At 31.4% G+C, this 23,536-nt stretch carries 30 protein-coding genes and 1 tRNA gene; 25 read left to right on the top strand and 6 right to left on the bottom strand.

The annotated features are described in order from the left end of the window. The first annotated feature begins 35 nt into the window (after positions 1-35). From MRU_RS04500 to MRU_RS04520, 5 genes are all read left to right on the top strand, one after another. Positions 36-1,223: a bifunctional cobalt-precorrin-7 (C(5))-methyltransferase/cobalt-precorrin-6B (C(15))-methyltransferase gene (locus MRU_RS04500; RefSeq protein WP_012955694.1), complete on the top strand. Its 1,188-nt coding sequence runs from the start codon at positions 36-38 to the stop codon at positions 1,221-1,223. Further along, complete coding sequence (locus MRU_RS04505) at positions 1,216-2,577, top strand: cobyrinate a,c-diamide synthase (RefSeq protein ID WP_012955695.1); 1,362 nt, start codon at positions 1,216-1,218, stop codon at positions 2,575-2,577. Before MRU_RS04500 ends, MRU_RS04505 begins: the two co-directional genes overlap by 8 nt. 112 nt (positions 2,578-2,689) lie before the next feature. Next, positions 2,690-3,328 (top strand): precorrin-8X methylmutase, encoded by a 639-nt coding sequence (locus tag MRU_RS04510; RefSeq protein WP_012955696.1) that lies wholly within the window; start codon positions 2,690-2,692, stop codon positions 3,326-3,328. 318 nt (positions 3,329-3,646) lie between these two features. Next, positions 3,647-4,435, top strand: a complete 789-nt coding sequence (locus tag MRU_RS04515; protein WP_012955697.1) for a sirohydrochlorin cobaltochelatase — start codon at positions 3,647-3,649, stop codon at positions 4,433-4,435. Between the two features lie 141 nt (positions 4,436-4,576). Further along, the gene (locus MRU_RS04520) at positions 4,577-4,969 is read left to right on the top strand and encodes a hypothetical protein (protein WP_012955698.1); all 393 of its coding nucleotides are present in this window, start codon (positions 4,577-4,579) and stop codon (positions 4,967-4,969) included. A gap of 159 nt (positions 4,970-5,128) precedes the next feature. Here MRU_RS04520 and MRU_RS04525 read toward each other — a convergent pair whose 3' ends face one another. Further along, the gene (locus tag MRU_RS04525; RefSeq protein ID WP_012955699.1) at positions 5,129-5,797 is read right to left on the bottom strand and encodes a class I SAM-dependent methyltransferase; all 669 of its coding nucleotides are present in this window, start codon (positions 5,795-5,797) and stop codon (positions 5,129-5,131) included. 230 nt (positions 5,798-6,027) lie between these two features. On the opposite strand from MRU_RS04525, the gene MRU_RS04530 reads away from it, so the two are divergent. Both MRU_RS04530 and MRU_RS04535 read left to right on the top strand, forming a co-directional pair. Then, a complete protein-coding gene (locus tag MRU_RS04530) occupies positions 6,028-6,990 on the top strand; it encodes an RNA-guided pseudouridylation complex pseudouridine synthase subunit Cbf5 (protein ID WP_012955700.1) in 963 nt (320 codons plus the stop codon). Positions 6,991-7,057: 67 nt separating this feature from the next. Further along, positions 7,058-7,240 carry a hypothetical protein gene (locus MRU_RS04535; protein WP_012955701.1) on the top strand — a complete coding sequence of 61 codons (183 nt, stop codon included), beginning with the start codon at positions 7,058-7,060 and terminating at the stop codon, positions 7,238-7,240. A 169-nt stretch (positions 7,241-7,409) separates the two neighbouring features. Here MRU_RS04535 and MRU_RS04540 read toward each other — a convergent pair whose 3' ends face one another. From MRU_RS04540 to MRU_RS11910, 3 genes are all read right to left on the bottom strand, one after another. After that, on the bottom strand, positions 7,410-7,961 hold the full coding sequence (locus MRU_RS04540) for a hypothetical protein (RefSeq protein ID WP_012955702.1): 552 nt from the start codon (positions 7,959-7,961) through the stop codon (positions 7,410-7,412). A 125-nt stretch (positions 7,962-8,086) separates the two neighbouring features. Beyond that, positions 8,087-8,425, bottom strand: a complete 339-nt coding sequence (locus MRU_RS04545; protein WP_012955703.1) for a DUF2085 domain-containing protein — start codon at positions 8,423-8,425, stop codon at positions 8,087-8,089. A gap of 58 nt (positions 8,426-8,483) precedes the next feature. Further along, the gene (locus MRU_RS11910) at positions 8,484-8,627 is read right to left on the bottom strand and encodes a hypothetical protein (RefSeq protein WP_012955704.1); all 144 of its coding nucleotides are present in this window, start codon (positions 8,625-8,627) and stop codon (positions 8,484-8,486) included. A 269-nt stretch (positions 8,628-8,896) separates the two neighbouring features. Here MRU_RS11910 and MRU_RS04550 point away from each other — a divergent pair, with 269 nt between their 5' ends. Beyond that, positions 8,897-9,400 (top strand): SHOCT domain-containing protein, encoded by a 504-nt coding sequence (locus tag MRU_RS04550; RefSeq protein WP_012955705.1) that lies wholly within the window; start codon positions 8,897-8,899, stop codon positions 9,398-9,400. A gap of 108 nt (positions 9,401-9,508) precedes the next feature. Here MRU_RS04550 and MRU_RS04555 read toward each other — a convergent pair whose 3' ends face one another. Next, entirely contained in the window at positions 9,509-10,375 is an 867-nt protein-coding gene (locus MRU_RS04555; RefSeq protein ID WP_012955706.1) for a hypothetical protein, read from the bottom strand. 363 nt (positions 10,376-10,738) lie between these two features. Here MRU_RS04555 and MRU_RS04560 point away from each other — a divergent pair. The 16 genes from MRU_RS04560 to amrB all read left to right on the top strand — a co-directional run bounded on the left by MRU_RS04560 (position 10,739) and on the right by amrB (position 22,060). After that, positions 10,739-10,822, top strand: a tRNA-Ser gene (locus MRU_RS04560). A 497-nt stretch (positions 10,823-11,319) separates the two neighbouring features. Continuing rightward, positions 11,320-11,769: a 30S ribosomal protein S13 gene (locus MRU_RS04565; RefSeq protein WP_012955707.1), complete on the top strand. Its 450-nt coding sequence runs from the start codon at positions 11,320-11,322 to the stop codon at positions 11,767-11,769. Positions 11,770-11,897: 128 nt separating this feature from the next. After that, the gene (locus tag MRU_RS04570) at positions 11,898-12,434 is read left to right on the top strand and encodes a 30S ribosomal protein S4 (protein ID WP_012955708.1); all 537 of its coding nucleotides are present in this window, start codon (positions 11,898-11,900) and stop codon (positions 12,432-12,434) included. Between the two features lie 11 nt (positions 12,435-12,445). Further along, positions 12,446-12,838 carry a 30S ribosomal protein S11 gene (locus MRU_RS04575; protein ID WP_012955709.1) on the top strand — a complete coding sequence of 131 codons (393 nt, stop codon included), beginning with the start codon at positions 12,446-12,448 and terminating at the stop codon, positions 12,836-12,838. A 12-nt stretch (positions 12,839-12,850) separates the two neighbouring features. Then, positions 12,851-13,699 carry a DNA-directed RNA polymerase subunit D gene (locus MRU_RS04580; protein ID WP_012955710.1) on the top strand — a complete coding sequence of 283 codons (849 nt, stop codon included), beginning with the start codon at positions 12,851-12,853 and terminating at the stop codon, positions 13,697-13,699. Between the two features lie 2 nt (positions 13,700-13,701). Then, the gene (locus tag MRU_RS04585; protein ID WP_012955711.1) at positions 13,702-14,067 is read left to right on the top strand and encodes a 50S ribosomal protein L18e; all 366 of its coding nucleotides are present in this window, start codon (positions 13,702-13,704) and stop codon (positions 14,065-14,067) included. A 23-nt stretch (positions 14,068-14,090) separates the two neighbouring features. Next, positions 14,091-14,516: a 50S ribosomal protein L13 gene (locus MRU_RS04590; protein ID WP_083777666.1), complete on the top strand. Its 426-nt coding sequence runs from the start codon at positions 14,091-14,093 to the stop codon at positions 14,514-14,516. Between the two features lie 121 nt (positions 14,517-14,637). Then, positions 14,638-15,036, top strand: a complete 399-nt coding sequence (locus MRU_RS04595; protein ID WP_012955713.1) for a 30S ribosomal protein S9 — start codon at positions 14,638-14,640, stop codon at positions 15,034-15,036. A gap of 270 nt (positions 15,037-15,306) precedes the next feature. Further along, positions 15,307-15,477 (top strand): DNA-directed RNA polymerase subunit N, encoded by a 171-nt coding sequence (locus MRU_RS04600; protein WP_012955714.1) that lies wholly within the window; start codon positions 15,307-15,309, stop codon positions 15,475-15,477. A gap of 250 nt (positions 15,478-15,727) precedes the next feature. Beyond that, on the top strand, positions 15,728-15,946 hold the full coding sequence (locus MRU_RS04605) for a DNA-directed RNA polymerase subunit K (protein WP_012955715.1): 219 nt from the start codon (positions 15,728-15,730) through the stop codon (positions 15,944-15,946). A 659-nt stretch (positions 15,947-16,605) separates the two neighbouring features. Continuing rightward, positions 16,606-17,853 carry a phosphopyruvate hydratase gene (eno, locus tag MRU_RS04610; RefSeq protein ID WP_012955716.1) on the top strand — a complete coding sequence of 416 codons (1,248 nt, stop codon included), beginning with the start codon at positions 16,606-16,608 and terminating at the stop codon, positions 17,851-17,853. Positions 17,854-18,255: 402 nt separating this feature from the next. Then, positions 18,256-18,447: an indolepyruvate ferredoxin oxidoreductase subunit alpha gene (locus MRU_RS04615; protein ID WP_012955717.1), complete on the top strand. Its 192-nt coding sequence runs from the start codon at positions 18,256-18,258 to the stop codon at positions 18,445-18,447. Between the two features lie 197 nt (positions 18,448-18,644). Further along, positions 18,645-19,241 carry a 30S ribosomal protein S2 gene (gene rpsB, locus MRU_RS04620; protein WP_012955718.1) on the top strand — a complete coding sequence of 199 codons (597 nt, stop codon included), beginning with the start codon at positions 18,645-18,647 and terminating at the stop codon, positions 19,239-19,241. A gap of 532 nt (positions 19,242-19,773) precedes the next feature. Further along, a complete protein-coding gene (locus tag MRU_RS04625; protein WP_012955719.1) occupies positions 19,774-20,670 on the top strand; it encodes a hypothetical protein in 897 nt (298 codons plus the stop codon). A gap of 129 nt (positions 20,671-20,799) precedes the next feature. After that, positions 20,800-21,024 carry a hypothetical protein gene (locus MRU_RS04630; RefSeq protein ID WP_143714303.1) on the top strand — a complete coding sequence of 75 codons (225 nt, stop codon included), beginning with the start codon at positions 20,800-20,802 and terminating at the stop codon, positions 21,022-21,024. Between the two features lie 187 nt (positions 21,025-21,211). Next, entirely contained in the window at positions 21,212-22,060 is an 849-nt protein-coding gene (gene amrB / locus MRU_RS04635; protein ID WP_012955721.1) for an AmmeMemoRadiSam system protein B, read from the top strand. Between the two features lie 199 nt (positions 22,061-22,259). Here amrB and MRU_RS11915 read toward each other — a convergent pair whose 3' ends face one another. After that, entirely contained in the window at positions 22,260-22,397 is a 138-nt protein-coding gene (locus tag MRU_RS11915) for a hypothetical protein (protein ID WP_171776164.1), read from the bottom strand. A gap of 145 nt (positions 22,398-22,542) precedes the next feature. Between MRU_RS11915 and mvk the strand changes: the two genes are divergently transcribed. Further along, positions 22,543-23,526 carry a mevalonate kinase gene (gene mvk, locus MRU_RS04640; protein ID WP_012955722.1) on the top strand — a complete coding sequence of 328 codons (984 nt, stop codon included), beginning with the start codon at positions 22,543-22,545 and terminating at the stop codon, positions 23,524-23,526. Positions 23,527-23,536: the final 10 nt, after the last annotated feature.

Consider the following 23,536-nt stretch of genomic DNA (forward strand, 5'->3'; position numbering starts at 1 on the left):
GATGAGGCTAAAGAGGCCATAAGGAGTAAATGCTTATGAAGGAAATCAATATTATTGGAATGGGAATGAGTGAAAAGACACTCACTCATGAAGCTTTGGAACTCATTCACCATGCAGATATCTTAATTGGTGCAAAAAGATTAATCAATGAGTTTTCTAAACTTAATAAACCTAGTTTTAATGCTTATTTATCTGATGACATATTGAAAATAATAGAAGAAACCGATGCAGAAAAAATAGCAATTCTTGTTTCAGGAGATGTTGGCTTTTACAGTGCTGCGGAAAAACTGACAGATGTCCTAAAGGACTATAATCCTAATTTAATTACCGGAATCTCTTCAGTTTCCTACTTTTTTGCAAAATGCAGTCTTCCTTGGAAGGATGCAAATCTGATAAGCTGTCATGGGATAGATACAAATATAGTTTCATCAGTTCGAAGAAACAGGTATACCTTTGCATTAACAGGCAAAAACATTCCAGAATTGCAAAATGAATTGGTTAAATATGGCTTTGGCGATTTGAAGGTTTGGGTTGGAGAGAACTTAGGTTCAGAAGACGAATTCATCAATGATTGCAGGATTGATGATTTATGCAGTAGGGAATATGGCTCATTAACTGTTTTGATTATTGACAACCCTGATTTTGATTCTAAATCAAGAACAGGCATTCCAGATGAGGAATTCATTAGGGGAAAAGTCCCAATGACAAAATCAGAGGTCCGTGCAGTATGCGCATCTAAACTCTCAATAGGTCCTGACGACATAGCTTATGACATTGGATGCGGAACAGGCTCTGTAACAATAGAAATGGCTTTATCAGCATACAATGGAAAGGTCTATGCCTTTGATAAGAAGGAAGAGGCAATTAGTCTCCTAAATGAAAACTGCATTAAATTCCATATTGATAATGTTGAAGCAATTTGCGGATTGGCGCCAGACTGCTTAAAGGGTCTTCCTACACCTGATGTGGCCTTTATTGGAGGTAGTTCTGGAAACATGGATGAAATAGTTAATTATCTCTATCAATTAAACCCAAATATGAGATTTGTCATAACTGCAATAAGCATTGAAAATGCAATGGCTGCATTGGATTCATTAAAAGATATTGGAATAGAAGCTGAAATAGTTCAGGTGGCTGTCTCTAAAGGCAAGAAAATTGCAGATTTGCATATGCTGATTGCTCAAAACCCAATATTTATCATAAGTGGTGATGCCAATGAATAGGTTCTTAATATCTGGAACAAGCAGTAATTGCGGCAAGACAACAATCACAATGGCCTTGCTTGCAGCATTTAAAAACAGAGGTCTTGATATTGCTTCATTCAAGTCAGGTCCTGATTATATTGACCCAATGTTTCATAGAAAGGTCTTTAATGTAAAGACACATAACCTTGATCCCTATTTCTGCACTGAAGAGATGCTTTGTGAGCAGTTTATTAGAAACAAAGGAAATGATTTAAGCATAATAGAGGGGGCTATGGGTTTTTATGATGGAATTGGAGTTGAAGGAAGAGCAAGCGCTTGGGAAGTTGCCAAATCCATCAAGGCTCCAGCGGTGCTCATTCTTGATGCAAAGGGAATGAGCAATTCTGCAGCTGCAATCATAAAGGGCTTTAAGGAATTCAAAGAAGACAGTATGGTTGAAGGAGTCATTTTCAATAATATTTCTCCAATGTTATATCCTCTTTTAAGAGACATTGTTGAAAGCATTGGCATAAAGGCTTATGGTTTCTTGCCTAGGAGGGAAGAATACTCAATAGGAAGCCGTAACTTAGGATTAATCACTGCAGATGAGATTCAGGACATAAAAGATAAAATAAATGGATTAAGTCAATTGGCTGAAGAGTACATTGATTTAGATGGCTTGTATGAATTGGCTAAGTCTGCTCCTGAATTAAAAACTAATGATTTTATAGGAGAAGTTTTAACTGATTCCCAAAATGAAGAAAGTGCAGATTCAAGTAATAAACCACGCATAGCAGTCTCTCGAGATAAGGCATTCTGCTTTATGTATGAAGAAAACATAGAAATACTAGAGGATTTAGGATGTGAAGTGGTCTATTTCAGTCCTTTAGAGGATAAAAAACTTCCAGATAATATTTCTGGTTTATATCTATGCGGAGGCTATCCTGAATTATATAAGGAGGAACTATCCAATAATAAGGACTTATGCTCTTCATTAAAAGAAATAATCTCTAATGGAATCCCTACAATAGCGGAATGCGGAGGATTTATGTATCTGCATGATTCCATTGAGAATGTCCCTATGGTTGGATTTATAAAGGGAAACTGCATTAAAACAGATAAATTGCAGCGCTTTGGCTATATTGAAATTAAGGCATTAAAGGATAATCTATTATGCAGTGAAAACGATAGTATCAGAGTCCATGAATTCCATTATTATGACAGTGAGAACTGTGGAGAGGATTTCATGGCAAAGAAAGCATCTAATGGCTTGGAATATCTTTGCTGTCATGGTTCGGATAGTCTTTATGCTGGTTTTCCTCATATTTATCTACCTGCAAACCCTGATTTTGCAAGATCTTTTGTTAGGAATGCTAGAAATTGGAAACATTAAACTTAAATTATTTTTTTAGATTAGATTATCTAAATTTAAATTAGATATTTTTTAGATTAATTAAATTGATTTATAGAGTAATTATTGAATAAAAACAAATCGAAGTGATAGTATGAAAATTGAATTGGAACAGGTCGAGCCTGCTGAAATTGAAAATAGGAGTATGGAAATAATAGAATCTGAATTGCCTCATGAAATTGACCCTAAATTGGCACCTATCATTAAAAGGGCAGTTCATACTGCTGCTGATTTTGATTATGTGGATAACTTATGCTTTTCAGAGGATGTTGTTGATAAGGCATTGGAAGCGATTAAAAATGGAGCTTGCATTGTCACTGATACTCAAATGGCAAAGGCAGGAATCAATAAGGCAGAGCTTAAAAAGCATGGCGGTGATGTCTTCTGCTTTATGAGTGATGATGATGTTAGGGATATGGCTAAAAAGAATCATTCAACTAGAGCTAGAGCATCTATGGATAAGGCATCACAGCTGGACAGGCCATTGATATTTGCTATTGGAAATGCTCCAACAGCTTTGATAAGGTTGTATGAATTGATTCAGGAAGGCAAGCTCAAACCAGAACTTATCATTGGAGTTCCAGTGGGTTTTGTTAATGTGGTTCAGTCAAAAGAGCTTATTATGCAATGTGATGTTCCTTATATCGTTGCTCGCGGACGCAAAGGTGGAAGCAATGTAGCAGCAGCTATTTCTAATGCATTGCTTTATATCTTAAGAGATCAAATGAAGTAATCTTAAGAGATCAAATGAAATAGTTTTATTCTTTATAGAGAATAATTTATTATTCTCAATCTTTTTTTTTAATTTATTTGTCTTTTTTTATTTATTATCAACTCTTATATAATTGATATTTTTAATATTTTTTCACTCTTTCTTTATTTTCAACTCTTTTATAATCAATATTTTTAAATATTTCTTACAATAAAGTATAATTTAGTGATTTTAAAATTTTCTTTAGTTGCTTTGATTATAAGTTCTTTAGAAAATTATAATTTAAACGATTAAATTGTTATTTAGAAATAATATTTTTTTTAAAGAAAGGATGATAATATGGTTGATAAAATTATTTTAGTGGTTAGTTTTGGTACATCTTATAACAATAACCGTGCTCTTACCATTGGAGCTATTGAAAAGGATATTGATGAGGCATTTCCAGATTATGAAATGAGAAGGGCATTTACTAGTCAAATGGTAATAAACAAGCTTAAAAGACGTGATGACTTGGATATTGACAATGTTCAAGATGCTCTTGAAAGGGCAGTGAATGATGGTGTCAAGACAGTCATTGTACAGCCAACTCATGTAATGGACGGAACTGAATATCATTTCAAAATCAAGGACACTGTAGATAAGTACATTGATAAATTTGATAATATTACAATCGCAGATCCTTTATTAATCACTGATGAAGACTTTGAAGACTTAATCAGCAGCATAACTAAAGATGATGAATCAAGTGATGAAACAGCTATTGTTTATATGGGTCATGGCTCTCCTGCTGAGTCTAATATGGTTTATACCAAATTGCAATCCATGTTAGGAGAAAAGGGATTCGATCATTATTATATAGGCACTGTAGAGGCTAAGCCTGATTATGATGATGTCTTGGCTATGGTTAAGGAAGGAGACTATAAGAAAATCATCCTAAAGCCTCTGATGGTTGTTGCTGGAGATCATGCTCAAAACGATATGGCTGGAGATGAAGATGATTCTTGGAAATCCATGTTCCAAGATGAAGGATACGATGTGGATTGTCTAATTGAAGGTCTGGCACAGTCTAAAGACATCAGGGATGTCTATATCAAGCATGTTCAAAAGGCAATTGATGATTTGAGTTAATTTTTAAATTAACTTAAATTTCTTCTTTAATTACTTCTTTAATTTCTTCTTTATTTTTATTTATGCATATAAAAGATTTATTTAGTTAAAAATCATATTTATAATTAGGATTTGACTTTCTAATTATTCTAAGGTGGTTAAATGGAACGAGAAAGTTATTATTTTTTATTATTGCTAATTGGACTTGTCATCTGTGCAGGTGTCTTTTATTTCCAATTTAACTATGCAACTCCCACATATCTGATATTCAATGCAACTGAAGTCAATGAGGGAGGCTCATTTACAGGGGTATTGAATGATGCTTATGGATTTCCGGTGGTAAATAAGACAATAACCTATCATAAGCCAGGATATGAAATGGGGACATTGGTGGATGTTCAAACGGATGACACGGGAGAGTTTGTTATAGAAAATGCCCAATACCTGCCGGATGCCGGTGAAGACAATTATTATGGTGCATTCACCTTTGCAGGGGATGGCAAATATCAAGGATGTTCCTTTGATGGAAATATAACTGTAATTCCAAAGAAATAAGTTTATAAGACTTATTTTCACTTATTTTTTTCTTATTTTAATTTTTATTTCTTATTTTAACTTATTTTTTATTTTCACTTATTTTTTTATTTTAACTTTTTTTCTTTTATTTTAATCTTAATTTGTTATTTTATCAAGTTCTTATTTAACTTATTTTACTTACTTTTTAGCAATCACACAAATCCAATATGCATCATCGCCAGTAAAAGAGTCTTTGGCTTCCTTTATAAAACATTTAACATCAGAAAAACCAGCTTTTTCTAAAGAATCCTCTAATTCTTCTTTTGAATAAATATGCATCTCTAACAATTCAATGATGCGCTGTTGACGCTTGTCATACTCATTTGGAAGAGCTTCGTTAGCAATAAAGAATATTCCATCTTTTTTTAAAATTCTATGGACTTCCTTTAGGTCATTTACAAAATCAGGCCAGAAGTAAACTGTTTCAAAGGCTGTAGCAATATTAAAAATCCCTTCTTCAAAGGGCATATCGGAAACTGAACCTTGAATTATTTCACATCTTCCATCATCAATTGATTCCCTATTCAATTCAATGGATTTCTCAACTGAAAGCTCTGAATAATCAAGACCAAAGACCTTATTGTCTGTCATTTTAAGGAATCTTTCCACATTAACTCCTCCGCCGCAGCCAATATCTAAAATAAAATCATCCTTATCAATCTCTAAATGATTTAGGCTCCACTGTGCAAGGGATTCGTGGTTTATATTCATGTTCTCAATTAGTTTCTCCCCTAATTCTCCTTTAGGCTTTCGAGCATTAAGCAATAATTCATCATCCATATAGTTTTCTTCATCTTGATTAGACATCTTATTCCTCTTGATTTAATGGTATTTTTGTATTTAATTAAATATTTGACTTTAAAATTAATTAAATTTATTTATAATAAAAATCTTAATTTATATTAGAAAGAATTTTTTAGGATTTTAAGAATCTTAAATTATCTTAGAAATGTATTTTTAAAAAATCTTAATAATTTAAAAAGTTCCATTTTATAAACTTATTTTTAAAAGCCTTTAGCTAAATTGGAGAGAAAACCATGGATGATTATTTAATTAAATCAAAATCTGAAACTAATCCTGAATATGGATGCAATCCATATGAAAGACCTATTGAAGAACATATAGCTAAAGGAATAATCAATTTAGACAAGCCTTCAGGCCCTACCTCCCACGAAGTGGACTCCTGGGTTAAAAGGATCCTCGGATGCAATAAGACAGGCCATGGGGGAACACTTGATCCTAAGGTGACTGGGGTGCTTCCTATTGGCATAGACAACGCCACAAGAGTGAGCCAACTTCTCCTTCCAGCAGGTAAGGAATATGTATGTCTTATGCATTTGCATAGGGAAATACCAGAAGATCAAGTAAAAGGGATATTCAATGAATTTACAGGCAAGATTTACCAGACACCCCCTGTTAAATCAGCTGTAAAACGTGAATTAAGGGTAAGAAATATTTATTACTCTACCATCTATGAAATAGAAGGACAGGATGTCCTCTTTAGGATAGGATGCGAAGCCGGAACATATGTCAGAACCTATTGTCATGATATCGGTGAGGCATTGGGCTGCGGAGCTCATATGGCTGAGCTTAGAAGAACTAGGGTAGGTCCATTCGATGAGCGAAACAATGACCTTGTAAACTTGCATGACCTTACAGATGCATATCATTTCTATTTGGAAGACGGAGATGAAGAGCATATTAGAAAGGCCATCCAACCAATGGAAGTGGCTAGCTCACACCTTCCTCAGATATTCATTAAAGACTCTGCAGTTGAAGCGATCTGCCATGGGGCAAAGCTTGGTGCAGGTGGAATTTGCAAATTGTCCAAGGACATTCAAAAGGGCAATCTTGTTGCAATAAAGTCTTTAAAAGGAGAACTGGTAGCTGCAGGAACTTCTCTTTTATCCTCTCAAGAGATAATGAATGCAGATTCCGGTTTGGTGGTTGATACAAATAAGGTCTTTATGGATACAGGAATCTATCCGAAAGGATGGTAAGATTTGATTGAATATATTTTTCATAATCATTTTAAGATTTAATGATTTAATTAAGTTAGGTGATAAGATGGATGATAAAGAAAAAGTAATTGAAGCATTTAAAAACTCTGAAGAACCTTTAAACGCTAAAAAAGTCAGTGAACTTTCTGGTGTTGAAAAGAAAGAAGTCGATAAAATCATGAAAGAATTAAAAAAGGATGAAACTATTGTTTCTCCAAAAAGATGTTATTGGACTCTTGCAGAAAAATAATTTCATTTAATTCTTTTTTTAATTTTTTTTAATCTATTTTTTCTTATTTTTTATTTTTAGCTATTTAATTTAATCTATTTTTTATAATTTTTCTTATTTTTTATTTTTAGCTATTTAAGTTATTCTATTTTTTAAATTTTTGCTTATTTTCATTTTAAAGATATTTAATTTACTCTATCTTTTCATAACTGTCTCCATCTACCTTATAAGTTGGTTTTAAGATTGTAAATGTTTGAATAACATCAACAAAGGATTTGACAGTTGCCTGATCTCTGTTGTTTTTGGTATATAATTCCAGATTGTATAGGTTATTATCCTTTAAAATAGAGAACTGCTCTACTTCTAGCCCTTCTTTAGTGGTATAAAAGACATCCCAAATGTCTTGGGTTTCCATCTTTTCCATAGCGGACTGTTGAATGGTGCATCCATTGGATTTTAAGTCCTTTTCAATCTCTTCCTTTAAATCGTCTATATTATCAATGAGACATGGCTGTGTTGATATTTTTACAATTGCATTGTTAGCTTTATTGAAAAGCATTATGTCTGTAAATTCATCCTCTTCGTCAATTGGCATATTCTGCCATAAAAATGGATATTCAAAGCATACATATTGATTATTGAATCCTCTTCTCATTTTGCTTAATATTTCTTCATTGCTGAATTCAGGAGTTTCATTTTTACTTAAATCAAGTTCAAATCTTTCATTATTGTTTTTTACCATGTTACCGCCTTATTTAGTTCTTTAATGTATCAATAATTTTAATAATTCTTTTTTAGATATTATTTTAAAATTGGATTAAAATTAATAATAAAATTTTAAATCATTATTTTGATGTTGGATTAATTTTAATAAATAAAATTTAAAAAGACAAAGTTTAAAACCACTTCATATATCATAATAAGCCCTACTCCTCCTAAAAGGCCTGTAATCAAACGTAGAACATTATTGCTTTCTCTCATCTCAAACAATTGGCTTGTTCCATCAATTGCACATGGAATAAGAAGCAAGATTCCAATAGCTAATGTTGTTAGAGTGTTAGGTAATGGAAAGTATTTAAATAGGATTATGCTAGCTATTCCACTTATATAAAATCCTGTACATCTTGCACATACTGGAAATTGCCGTCCCTTATAAAAGAAGCTTCTTTCAGGTCTTCTATGGCAAATATAATCAAATACGCTCATTTTTAAACTTTCCTTTAAATAATATATTTTCCTATTTTTCCTTATGGTTTAATTTTATCTATGCAACAGTTAAAAGGATTGTAAGAATCATTAAAACCATTAAAACACCACAACAGCTTTCATTCTTGCTTAAGCCATTATTCTCTTCCTCTTCAAAATAATAATTATAAATCAAATAGTCTTCAGGATCCATTCCATCCATCATCTCACCCCATATTTTGGAAATAATTTTTAATTCATGCTTAAATTTCAATTATTTAAGATAAATTTATATGTTTTTAAAATATTATATTTTATTAATGATATTTAATATTATTTAATTTTTTAATGATTATTAAAAGGATAGTTTAGTTAAAATAACTAAAAAATAAAATAATTTAATAATTTTAACGAGTAAATTAATAGGATAATAATCTAATTTAATAAATAGGATAATAATCTAATTTAATAAATAGTTCATTTGGTGGTAGTATGGCAAGAAGGGAAGAGAATACATTTGATTTTTTAGGACTTTTTACAGAAGAAATAGGCGGAAAGAAGAATAAGTCAAATGGAGCTATAAAATTTCAAAAGGATAAACTTTTCATTGAAAAAAGAAGCAGATTGAATGGAAAGCTTAAGGACAGCTATGAAATCAGTTATGATGAATTGGATAGTGAAAGCATCGATCGCCCAGCTATCAATAGGGTGGAGATTAAATTAAAGGATAAGACAATTTCATTGAAGACCTTAGACCATGAGATGTTAGATAATTTTGAAGATAAGCTTTTAGATATTGTTGAAGGTCCTAAACTTGCTGTTGAAGATTCTCCAGTTGCAAACGCTCCATACAATGCTGCAGAGATTAAATCAGATTCTAAGATTGGTGAGATAGATATTCCAGACCAGATTAGAAAGTATCATGAGCTCTATAAAGAGGGAATCATTTCAGAGGAAGAGTTTGAGAATAAGAAGAAGGAGCTTTTGGATCTATAGCTCAAGCTTTTTAAGGCCTTCGGCCTTAAAAACCTTGACCAAAAATTTTTATCCCTTTTTTTGCTTTACAACCGTCTTTATTGATTGTTAAACATTAATCAGATTCTTTTATTCATCCAATCTTCTTTCTACTTTTTCATTTAAGTCATCAATCACTAGTTTAATGTCTGGGTCTTTAGTTAGGTCATATGCTATATTAAAGTAATATAATGCTGGAACTACTTTTTTAGCCTCATCTAACTGGAATCCTAGGTTTTTGCAGATGGTGATTATTTCAATTCCTGCTTCATAAGGAAGCCCTTTTGATTTTAATTCATTTCTACATTCCTTTAAATCTGTGCTTTCAAGTGCTTCTACTGTTTCTTTATCAAAATTACTAATGATTCCATTTATTTCATCTAATTCTGTTTTGGCAAGCTCTGATTCATCATCATAATCTTTGCTGATCTTTTTTAAATGGATTGCTATTTTTAAGTTTTCATCAGCATTTTCCTCTTTGGCTATCTTTAAAAAATAGTATGATAAGTTTCTAAATGATTTTGCAAGGTCTTTTGGATAATAGGCTATTTTAAATGATTCTATGGCTAATTTATAAAATTCATTTAGTTTGTTTTCCATTTTATATAAGTCACCTAATCCGAAGTTTGCTTTAATGTTTATTGGATTATAGTTTCTTGATAATTCAAAGCTCTTTTTAGCATCGTCAATCTTATCCAATTGAATCAGAACTTCTCCATAATTGGAATATAAGCTTGAATAATCCAAAATCATAGGGATTTTCTTTTTTATCTCCTTTTGAATTAATACCTGAAACAAAAGCTCTTCAAGCAGGTTTTTAAATACATATTCTCCTTCTGTGTATTCCTTATTCAAATCAACATTGTCTTTTGCTATATTGTAGGCTGATTCGTAATCCTCTTTATCTACAAGCTCTTGAATTTCCTTAATTACTTGAGGGATTGATTTAATTTCCATATTTTCACCCTAATTAAATATGTGCAATTAAAAATATATTTATTTTTATATTTGGAATTTTCTTTTTTTCAGATAAAGTCCTAATAATATTTTTCATTTGATCCAGATTTCATCGGAATTTTGATTGTGATTTTTTGCTTAATCATTTTAACTTTTTATTTTTTTGTTTCTAATATATAAACTTTTTCGTAATTTTATTAAAAAATCTTAAATATTATTAAAATTAATATAATCTTGTGACTTGTAAATTATTCGATTTGCTATTTTTCTTAAAAAATTACTAAATTAATCAAAAACTTTATATACTATTAATTACTTATATTTTTATAGTGTTTATATTACACATTATGATTGGTTAGATATGCCGAGATAGTCTAGCCTGGTAAGGCGCGGGACTGGAAATCCCGTGAGGGAAACCTCTCCTGGGTTCAAATCCCAGTCTCGGCGTTTATTAGTATATAGCAATTTAATATAATTCTATTGGGATTATTTTAATGAACTATTAATAATAAGATGATTTTTGTATTTTTATCAATTATCATTAATTAAATCTAATTCAATAAGCTTTACGATTAGATTTAATGTTTTTCTATTTTTTTTAATTAGTTAAATCATAATCTAGCTATGGCTATAAAAGTTTATTAGTAATTTATCGAGTATTAAGTTACTCTATCTTTTAGTAAGCTGAGGTAGTTATTATTTAATTAGAATTATTAAATGTGCTTATAAACTGATATTGATGAACTCTTAGTTTAAGGGGAACGGGGATTGATTAATTAGAGATTCATTTAATGGAGTCTTTAATTCATAAAACCGCCATTCGCTTTTTGCTAAGTTTTACATTGTTGAAAAAACTGTGCTTTAAAAATAAAGCATTCGAATCCGCTAAATTTTTAATTAACGTCTCGTGGGTTCGCTCTATAAATTATATGGAGGTTACTTTAATGGAAGACGACTTTAAGCACTTAGTGCGTATATCCAGAAAGGACGTAGATGGAAACAAAACTATCGAACAAGCTTTAACTCAAATTAAAGGTGTTGGATTATCCTTATCTAGATCTATCTGTCTTACTTTAGGTTTAAATACTACCGATAAGATTGGTTACATCTCTGAAGATGATGTTACCAAAATTGAAGACCTTTTAGAAAATCCTCAAAACTACAGCATCCCTGATTGGATGTTAAACAGACGTAAGGATTACGCTACTGGAGACGACCTTCATTTGATTGAATCTGACCTTGACATGACTTTAAGGGACGATTTAAACAGAATGAAAAAGACCAGAAGTTACAAAGGAAGAAGACATGAAGTTGGTTTACCAGTTAGAGGACAAAGAACTAAATCTACTTTCAGACACAGTTCTACTGTCGGTGTAAGTCGTTCCAGAAGATAAGTTCTTTTATAAGGCTTATTAAAGAATTAAGCCTTTTTAAAAATAACTTTTTAATTTGGGACAAGGGCAAACATGAAAATTATATTTAAACTTATAAATAATTTAATCTAAATTAAGGAGATGTGATTATGGGACATCCAAGAAAAGCAAGGAAAAAGTATGATACTCCACCTCATCCTTGGAATGCAGAAAGAATTAAAACTGAAAATAAATTAATGTCTAAATACGGCTTAAAAAACAAGAAAGAAATTTGGAAAGCTGATACTTTAGTTAGAAAATACAGTAGGGAAGCAAGATACTTATTAGGGTTCTCTCAAGATCAAGTACAAGTTGAAACCGAAGAATTACTCGGACACTTGAAAAGAACCGGTATCCTCGATGAAGCTGCTCACTTAGAAAACATTTTAGACTTAACTGTAGAAGATATTTTAAGAAGAAGATTACAGACTATAGTTTTCCAAAAAGGTTTAGCTCGCACAGCTAAGGAAGCAAGAATGTTTGTAGTACACGGACACATTGCTTTAAACGGCAAAAAGATTAACTCTCCAAGTTATGTAGTAAAAAGAGGAGAAGAAGAAGCAGTTGGTTTCTACCACTCTTCCCCAGTAGCTAAACAGATTGAAGAATACAATAAGGCAGCTAGTCAAGCTGGAGAAAATCAATAAGGTGATTAACTATGGCAAAAGACGAAAAATGGGGAATAGCTAATATTTATTCATCCTTTAACAATACTATCTTGACTGTAACTGATATTACAGGAGCAGAAACCATTTGTCAATGGTCTGGTGGTAGAGTAGTACGTGCAGACAGACAGCAATCATCACCTTTTGCAGCTATGGAAGCAGCAAACAGAGCAGCTGAAGATGCAAAGGAAAAAGGATTTGTCGGATTGCACATAAGAGTAAGAGCTCCTGGTGGAAATGGTCCTAGAAGTCCAGGTCCTGGTGCACAAGCAACCATTCGTGCATTAGCAAGAGCTGGAATTAAAATTGGTAAAATTGAAGATATAACTCCTATACCTCATGATGGTACTGGAAGACCAGGCGGTAAAAGAGGAAGAAGAGTATAAGAAGGGTTTAATATGGAAATTGATGTCAAAAAACAAGATGAAAATTCTATGGTTTTCATAGTCCGTGATGCAGAAGTGCCTTTTATCAATGCAATCAGAAGAATCGCAATGATGAGAGTACCAAAATTAGCTATCGAAGATGTATTTATTGTAAAAAACGATTCTGCTATGTTTGATGAAGTGTTAGCTCACAGATTAGGATTGACTCCTTTGGTTTCTGATTTGGAATCAATTGAAGGATTAGTCATGAGAGAAGATTGTGACTGCAACCATGATGAAAATGGAAACTATGTGGATAAGGGTGAATACTGCCCTAGATGTAGCGTATCCTTTTCATTAAATGAAACCGGACCAAAAGTAGTTTATTCAAGGGATTTAAAATCTTGTGGTGACTCAAGGATTAAACCAGTATACGATACCATACCTCTTTTGAAGTTAAAAGAGGATCAAGATGTTGAATTGGAAGCTGTAGCAAAGTTAGGAATCGGAAAGGAACATGCAAAATGGGTTCCTACAACAGTTTGCGCATATAAGCAATATCCGGAAATCACTTTCAATGAAGGTGAAGATGTGGTCTATCAAGTTGCTGATGCATGCCCAAGGAATGTGTTGGATGCAAACAGGGACGATGGAGTCATTGAAGTCATTGATATTGAAAACTGTTCATTATGTAAGACTTGCGTAAGGACAGCTAAGGCAGCAGGTTCTAAATTCATCAATGTTGGATATCGTGAAAATGATTTTATTTTTAAAATTGAAACTGATGGATCAATGCCTCCTAAAGAGGTTTTATTAAAAGCTTGTGATGTTTTGGATGCTAAAACAGACGAGTTTATCACATTTAGTGAAGGAGGAAGCTAATAATGGCTAGAGAAATTAAGAAAACTAATCCTAACCTTATTGCACTTATTTACAATCTTAGAAAACAGTCTTATGAAGAAGGAGTAGCTATCTGGAAAGATGTAGCTATCAAACTTGAGAAACCTGCTAGAAACCAAGCGGAAGTAAGCCTTTCTCACATTAATAAAAATACTGTTGAAGGAGAAACTGTGGTTGTACCAGGTAAAGTCTTATCTGACGGCAAATTGGACCACAAGGTAACTATCGCAGCATTAGGATTTACTAAAAACGCTGAAGCAAAAATAGAAAAGTTCGGTTGTGAAGCTTTATCTATTGCAGAGCTTGCAGAAGCAAATCCTAAAGGTAGCAATGTTAAGATTATGTTATAAGCTAAAGGATTGGTGTTAAAATGATGATTATTAACGGTGAAGGACATATTTTAGGAAGACTTGCTAGCGTTGTCAGCAAGCAGCTTCTTGAAGGCGAAGAGATTGTAGTTCTCAACGCTGAAAAAATAATGTTAACTGGTAATAAGGATTGGGCTTACGCTAAGTACAAGCAAAGAGTGGACAGAGCAAGCATCTCTAACCCTCGTGACTTAGGTCCTAAATATCCAAGAAGACCAGAAGATATATTCAGAAGAACCGTAAGAGGTATGTTACCTATGAAAAAAGCAAAAGGTAGAAATGCTTTTAAAGGATTCAAGGCATTTGTAGGCGTACCTGAAGAGTATGCTGATGCTGAACTTTTAACCATGCCTGAAGCTGAATATAACGACATTAAAAAAGGAATGGAATTAGGAGAAATCTCTAAACTTTTAGGTGCTAAATTCGATTAGATCTATAGATTTAAATATAATTTCAATCTATAATTCTATCTTATTTAATTTAAAACATAGATTAGGGAATATTCTAATTAGGATTATTATACGAATTATTTCAAAAGATGGAGTGTAATTTATGAAAGTTGTTCATGCAAGCGGTAAGCGTAAAACAGCTATTGCAAGAGGTACCATCAGAGAAGGTACCGGTAAGGTAAGAATCAATAAGGTTCCTTTAGAACTTTATTCTCCAGAACTTGCACGTTTAAAATTAACCGAACCATTAGAATTAGCAGGAGAAGTTGCAGACAATGTGGACATCTCCATTAGAGTTAATGGTGGAGGAGTTATGGGCCAAGCTGAAGCTGCACGTATGGTAATTGCAAAAGGTTTAGTTCAATGGACTCAAGACATGGACTTGAAAGAGGTTTATACCCAATATGACAGAACCATGTTAGTAGGAGACCCAAGACGTTCCGAACCTAAGAAATACGGTGGTCCTGGAGCTAGAGCTCGTAAACAAAAAAGTTACAGATAATTGTATTTTTTATACATGATTTTGCATTTAATTAAAATAAAAAAGATCATTTTAATAATTTGAAGTCTTTTCGAATTATTTGAATTTTCTTTATTTATTTTCTTAATGTAAAATTTAAATTTCTGTATGAATTATTTTAATCGATTAAATTAATTTTAATAATTTGTTTTTATTTCAATTAATTTTTATTGATTATATAGCTGTAAAATTAAAATTGAATTATTTTCATTTGAAAATAATATTTTATATTAAAAAGGAAATGATGATTATATGATACCTATACGATGTATAAGTTGTGGAAAACCCGTTTCTGCATATTTTGATGAATATAACAGCAGATTAGCTGATGGTGAAAAGTCAAAAGATATTTTGGATGATATGGGTATTACAAGATATTGTTGTAGAAGAATGTTAATTTCTCATGTTGAAACTTGGGAATAATCAATCCTTTTTTATATTTTTTAATTATTTTATTTAGTATTGGATTATTCAAATTTCAATGAAATCATTCAAATGAATCATTTTATTTTTAAAATGATCATTAAATGAGAATTTTTATATTTCAATGGAATATTCTATATTTCATTGAAAACTTCATTCAATGATTTAGAGAAATTAATTAACTATTAAATTTTATTAATAGTTTATTATTATGCTATTGATTATTTTTATAATAATTAGGAGTTAAATAATGGCTGCAAAAAAAAGCACTGCAAAAAAATTAACAAGATTTGAAAAGGCTAGGGTTTTAGGTGCAAGAGCTATTCAGCTTTCTATGGGCGCAAAGCCTATGGAGCATAAGGAAATTGAAAAGTTCATTAAAAACTCAAAATCTCTTGATCCTATAGACATAGCTACTTTAGAACTTGAATTAGGTATTTTACCTTTAGATGTTAGACCAAAAGAATAATTTAATTATTCTTTATCTTTATTCTTTTTTTTATTTATAAAAGAAGAGTAAATAGTTTACAGAACTTTAAACTGTTATGCAAGTTTTACAGAACTTTAAACTGCAATAATAATATAGTTTTAGCAAACTTTAAAGTTAAAAAATCAATATAGCAAAAATTGCTATAAATTTATAATTAAGTATTTAAATAATAAAAAACTTAATATAATTATAAATAAATTATTTAAATCATTTATTGAATCATATTTAAAATTTATTTATTTATCTCTTAAATTAAGAATATCATATGCAATCTATAAATCAACCTTCTAGTTTTTTTATGATTATATTTAATCCATTATAGATTTTATGGTAAGACGAATTTGGCAGATTCTTTAAATAAGTAGGAAATTAATTTATTAATTTATTTAATTATTGAATTAACTTAATTAATAAAAATAATAATTAAGATTAGTTCATATTAGGTCTTAATAATTGAAATTAATTTATTTAATGAATTAGTTTGAATTAGGTCCGGATAATTATTATAATCTAATAATTTCAAAATTAGATTATCAGATGTTTAGATTAATAAATAAATGCCATTGTCTAAAATATAGTCTAAAAAAGCTTGTGCATATTATTTAGATACACTTTAATTAACCTTTAGAGGTGTTATTTTGGATAGTGTAATCGAAGATGTTCGTGTTAGAAAAATTTTAGATAGCAGAGGAAATCCTACTGTTGAAGTAGATATAATTACTTGGAACGGATTTGGAAGAGCTGCAGCTCCAAGCGGAGCAAGCACAGGTTCCAGAGAAGTTGTATCCTTCCCTGAAGGAGGGGTTGATCAGGTAATCAGTGAAGTTGAAGACTTGATTTCTTCCGAACTTATCGGAATGGCTGCTGAAGACATTGAAGACATTGATGAGGTCTTAAGAGAAATCGACGGAACTGACAATATGTCTGCAATTGGCGGAAATACAAGTGTGGCTGTTTCCATGGCTGCAGCTAAGGCAGCTGCCATGTCCTTTGGAATGCCTCTCTATAGCTTTTTAGGAGGCAATTTCGTCAGTGAAATGCCTTATCCTTTAGGCAATATGATGAATGGCGGAGCTCATGCAGGTCCAAATGCACCGGACATTCAGGAATTTCTAGTAGTTCCTATAGGTGCTAAGGATGTGGAAGAGGCTGTATTTGCCAATGTGGCTGTCCATAAGAAACTAAAAGAGCTCCTCTCTAAAAAAGACCCTGATTTCACTGGTGGAAAAGGAGATGAAGGTGGTTGGATTCCTAATATTACTAATACTCAAGCTTTAGAAATCCAGGCACAGGCATGTGAAGAGACAAGAGACGAATTAGGCATTCTAATTAGGCCTGGTTTGGATATGGCATCCTCTGAGTTTTGGGACAGTGAAAAGGAAAAATACGTATACTCCCAAGACAATATTGAAAGGGATGTTGGCGAGCAAGTGGAATATGTCAAGGACTTGATTGAAACATATAACCTGTTCTATGTTGAAGATCCTTTTGATGAGAATGATTTCGAAGGATTCCGTGAGCTCACTTCCAAGGTAGGAAACAAATGTCGCATTTGCGGTGATGACCTCTTTGTCACAAACTCAAGACTCCTTAAGAAGGGAATCGATGAAAAGGCAGCAAATGCAATTATCATAAAGCCTAATCAAATCGGCTCACTTACTGAAACCTATGCTACTGTAAAATTAGCTAAAGAAAACAATGTAATGCCTGTTGTATCCCATAGGTCTGGAGAGACTTGTGATGAGACCATTGCTCACTTGGCAGTGGCCTTTGGCGCTCCTATGATTAAAACCGGTGCAATAGGTGGAGAGAGAATAGCAAAATTAAATGAGCTTATTAGAATCGAAGCTGAATTGTCTAATCCGAAAATGGCCAGATTGTTCTAAATAGGGCTTTTGGATAGGAAAGAGTTTATCAGATTCTAAAGAAAATTCAATTTTATTATTTACTCAATATGTGATAATAAAGATTTATATTTATTATTTACTTATCTGTTTATAATAAAAATCATTAAAATCATATAATTTTAATTGTAAGTTATTGAGCGATTTTTTACAATTAAAACAAGTGTAATTTATTGGCCTTAAGAAATTTAGGCTAATAAAAAAATAGTTAAATATATTAACTTTAAAATTAAACTAAAAGTAATATTACTTTAAATGTATTTTTGTAATATTATGGTTTATTTTTAAGTTTACAGGTAATTTATTAATAGGCTAAAGCATTATTCAATGTATCAAGTTTATTAATTAAATTATAATTAATAAAAAGAAGAAAATGGTGTAAAAATGTCAACTGTAATTATTGATGCAAGCAAATGTGAAAACGCAGACTGTGGTGAATGTGTAGACATGTGTCCTATGGAAATCTTTTCCTTAGACGGAGACAAAATCGTAACTGATCATGAAGACGAATGTACTTTATGTGAAGTTTGTGTCGACATGTGCCCAAATGATTGTATTACAATTAAAGACGAATAGATTTGTTATTTAAATAGGGTTCATCAATCTTTGGATTATAAATTCATTAATTGAATTATAAGAAATTCATTAATCCTTTCGATTAGTTGAATTCTATTTATAATTTTTTTATTAAAAAATTAATTATAATTTAATTTATTCATTTAAAGACTTTATAATTTATTAATAAAACAAAAAAGATTTATATAGGTGATATAGTGTCAGATTTATTAATCCCATTAGATAACTACTTAGCTGCTGGGTTACACATTGGTACCCAACAAAAAACTCACGATATGGAAAAATATATTTTCCGTGTAAGATCAGACGGTTTATATGTTTTAGACGTACGTAAAACCGACGAAAGATTAAGAGCAGTCGCTAAATTCTTAGCAAAATACGACCCTGATGACATTTTAGTAGTGGCTACCCGTCAATACGGTCAAGCTCCTGTTAAGAAATTCGGTGAAATCACCGGTTGTAAGACCATTCCTGGCAGATTCATCCCAGGTACCTTAACCAACCCAGGATATGCTAAATTCATCGAACCTAAAGTAATCGTCGTAACTGACCCAAGATCAGACTCTCAAGCTATCTTAGAATCCAAACAAAACGGAATTCCTGTAGTTGGTCTTTGTGATACAGAAAACTTACTTGCTAATGTAGATATCTGTGTACCTTCCAACAACAAAGGTAGAAAAGCTATCGCTTTAATCTACTGGTTGCTTGCAAGACAAATCTTAAGAGAAAGAGGAATTCTTGGCGAAGACGAAGACTTAGACTTAGAGCCTTCTGACTTTGAGCTTAAGTTCTAATTCAAGCTTTTCCTGCAAGCTTTTTTGAGCCTTCGGCTCAAAAAAACTTTGACCAAAAATTTTATCACGGCTATGTGATAAAATCCTTTTTTTATTTTAAACTTTAATTCAGATTAATTTTTAGTTTTTTTCCGCTTTTTTTATAAATTTTTATTTAAATATTCTTTGGAAAAATTTTTTATATTTTTTTCAATTATCAACGAGTTTTTTCTTTAACATTGAACATTATTCATTCTGATTTTCTAAAAAAAATTTTTTATTTTCTCATAAAATCCTTATTTTTATTTTTTATCAATTATTTTCAATTATTTTAGTTAAATCTTTATTTTATTTTCTATTTTTTTCAATTTAATTAAACTAATGTATTTTCAGCACATTGTAATTTTTCTTCATTTGGTTTACTATATGTAACTATTTATTATTTTTTTAATTTTTAAGGATTATGTATAGTTATTTTTTGATTTTAATGAACATATGTTCTTTATATTGAGTATAAAAATATTTAAATAGTTTATTAAAGAAATAAAGTAATATGGATAATATAAAAGATAAGAAGATCAATGATAAAATTCAAAAGCAATTGGCTAATGAGTCAGTCAATGAGCTTTTAAGCATTACAGGTATCAAATCAAATGTTATCCAACCTTTAACAGTAGAATATGTAGATGTTGCAGACACAAGAATAGCAGATTATGTAGGATTAGAAGAAAATGACAGTATCCGTCTTTTAGAGTTTCATACCGGCGCACCTAATGAAAACTTGGATTTTAAAATGTTTGATTATTCTTCCATGATTTATAAAAAATATAGGAAGCCTGTAAATGCGGTAGCGATTTGTACAGAACGAATAAACGAGCCAGAAGGCAAACTGGAATGGGGTGATAGGAACAAATATTATTATGATATTGTTACATACAAAGATATCGATGGGGAATTAGAATTAAATATTATTAGGAACAAAAATAAATTCAATCAAAAGTTATCTTCACTGGAGATTTTTACTTTAAAAATGATTTTATACACTTCCTTTGATAAAAAACCTCATGAGATAATGTTAGATGCCTGTAAATTAACTAATGAAGCTAACTTAAATCAATACCTGTTGGATGAAATAAAAAAGTTTCAGGAATTAACTTGCAGAAAAATAATTGATGAACAATATCATAGGGGGATTGCCGACGTGATAGCGATGAAAAATACTTTGTTTTATGAAGACTTGAAGAAGAGTGAAGAAAGAGGTATACGTATTGGTGAGAAAAGAGGTATAAGTATTGGTGAGGATAAAAAGGAATTTCATATGAGAATCCATATAATTAAAAATCTGTTAGGCAAGATTTCTAATTCTGATTTAGCAAAATCTTTGGATATTTCAGAGGAAGAACTTGAAGAGTTTATTAAAGAAAATAATTTAACTCCTTCAAAGGATTGATCTTTTTTATTTTCATTTTTTATATGCCTTTTTTAAGTTTTTTTTCAATGATTTAATAATATTTTTTTTATTTTTCTTCATTTTAAAGTTTATTAGTAGAAACTTCGAATGATCAATTGGGCTGCTGAAATGAAAACTATGAAAAATACTTTGTTTTATGAAGACTTTAAGAAAAGTGAGGAGAGAAGCATCCTTATTGGTGAGGATAAAAAGGAATTTCATCTGAGAATTCATATAATTAAAAATCTGTTAGGCAAGATTTCTAATTCTGATTTAGCAAAATCTTTGAATTTTTCAGAGGAAGAACTTGAAGAGTTTATTAAAGAAAATAATTTAACTCATTCTTCCATTTAATCTTTTTTTATTTTTTTTTTATTTTTTTATTTATTAATGTCTTTTTTTAACTATTTTAATCTTTTTTTATATTTTAATTAGTTAAATTTTTACTTTTTCTATATCTGCAATCATATATCTAATTCAAATTAAACATATTTTTATATTACTAAAACAAATTTATAATTATAAAATCCAAGGTGAAAATATGATTAGAGAAGCTGTCGTTGCAGGTACATTTTATGAAAATAATGTCAAATATTTGAGAGAAAGCATTGAAGACTGTTTTACACACAGATTAGGCCCAGGAGAAATTCCAAAGCTTTCCAGAGTAAATAAGGAAAAAGAAGTAAATGCAATCATGGTTCCTCATGCAGGATATGTCTATTCAGGTCCGACAGCAGCTCACGCATATTCAAAGCTTGTTCAAGACGGATATCCTGAAACCTTTGTCATAATAGCCCCTAATCACACTGGCTTTGGAGAACATGTTTCCATCTTCAATGAAGGATCTTGGATAGTTCCAAATGGGGTTGCAGATGTGGATGATGAGCTTGCAAACGCAATTATAAATCAATCCAACTATGCAAAGGCAGATTTCCTGGCTCATAGGAACGAACACAGTATTGAAGTTCAGATACCCTTACTAAAATACTTTGATAGCAATTTCAAGATAGTTCCAATCTGTATGATGGATCAATCTCCTCAAGCATCAATCGACCTTGCCAATTCTATATTCGAAGCGGCCAATGATTTGAACCGAAAAATCACCTTGATTGACAGCACTGATTTAAGTCATTTTAAGTCACAGGAAAAGACCATTGAACATGATAACTTAGTGTTTAATGAAGTGATAAATGGAAATACTGAAGGCCTTTATCAAGTTGTTAAAAAAGAGCAGATTACTATGTGTGGATACGGTCCAACTATGGTAAGTATGGAATATTGCAAGAAATTAAATCAGAAGAACTTTGAATTGCTCCAGCATTCTACTAGCGGTGATATAACTTTGGATTATGCTTCTGTTGTTGGATATGGATCTGGGGTTTGGTTCTAGAAGCTTTTTCAGCAAGCTTTTTTGGCCTTCGGCCAAAAAACCTTGACCAAAAATTTTATTTCAACAGGCTTGTATAACGTATTTTAATTATTTGTTCAATAGAGCCTAAATTTTATTTATTTGCTTATTTTAATTATTTTGTTCTAAAAGCAGTCTTATTTTAATTATTTGCTTATTTACTTCTTTATTTTCTTTTAACTTAAATCTCTTTTTTTTCCCAATCATTACAGCTGTCATATTGATTGATTAATTTTTCATGAAAAACGCAATAATACTGTGTACATAAATTTAAGTCAAATTCCAGATATTTGCAGTTATAGCATTCCTTTTCTTCCATATTTATAGTATGGTTTTTTATATTATTTAAGATATAATTATAAATATACTAAAAGTTTAATGATTTTTGATTTTATTAGTTTTAATCAATATTGATTTTATTTAAAAAAGGCATTGTCCTTTTAATGATTATTTGGAGAAATTTGATGAGAAAGATGTCTGTGGCTTCCGCACCTGGAAAAACCATATTGTTTGGAGAACACTCTGTTGTTTATGATGAGCCTGCTATTGCAGGAGCAGTAAATAAAAGGGCTTCTGTAAAGATACAAGAGTCTCTAAATAATTATTCTACCTTAAAGTCTTATGACCTGGGCTTTGAAGTCATATTGAATACAAGAAGAGGGACCTATAAGCTAGTAAAGGGCAAGCCAGGAATCATTCGCTATATATTAAATGCAATGGGCAAGTTCCATGACCACAGCAATATTGACATGACATTGGGACTTAATCTGCCGATAGGTTCAGGATTAGGCTCTTCAGCAGCTGTAACTGTAGCTACAATTGCAGCATTGCATGACTATCATGGGGTTCCTATAACCAAGGAAAAGTTGGCAGAGGAGGCTCATGGGGTTGAGCAAGACGTTCAAGGAATTGCAAGTCCATTGGATACCTTGGTAAGCACTAATGGAGGGCTTGTTTATCTCTCTCGCGAAAAGCGCATCGTCCGCTTTGACAAGCCTTTGGATGCTCCTTTTGTAATAGGCTTTACCAATAAGTATGGAAATACAGGAAAGATGGTTAAGCATGTAAGGCATCTGAAGGACAATTATCCGGAGCTTATAAATCCTGTAATCAGCACTATGGGCAAGATTGCAAATGAGGCAAGAATTGCGATTCTAAAGAATGATATTGATAGGATAGCGGATTTGATGAACTTGAATCAGGGGCTACTTGATGGATTGGGAGTCAATACATATGAGTTATCTAGAATGATTTATACAGCTCGTGAAAATGGTGCTTTAGCTTCTAAAATCACCGGTTCCGGTGGAGGGGGAAGCATAATTTCATTATGTAAAAATAGCACTGTGGATAATGTTGCAAATGCGATAAATAAGGAAGACAGTACGATAAAGGTTAAATTCTCTGGAGAGGGTGTTTTGGTAAATAGGCGTTCTCCTCCATTTAATTAATCCTTTTTAA

The organism is Methanobrevibacter ruminantium M1, assembly GCF_000024185.1.
Taxonomy (GTDB): domain Archaea; phylum Methanobacteriota; class Methanobacteria; order Methanobacteriales; family Methanobacteriaceae; genus Methanobrevibacter; species Methanobrevibacter ruminantium.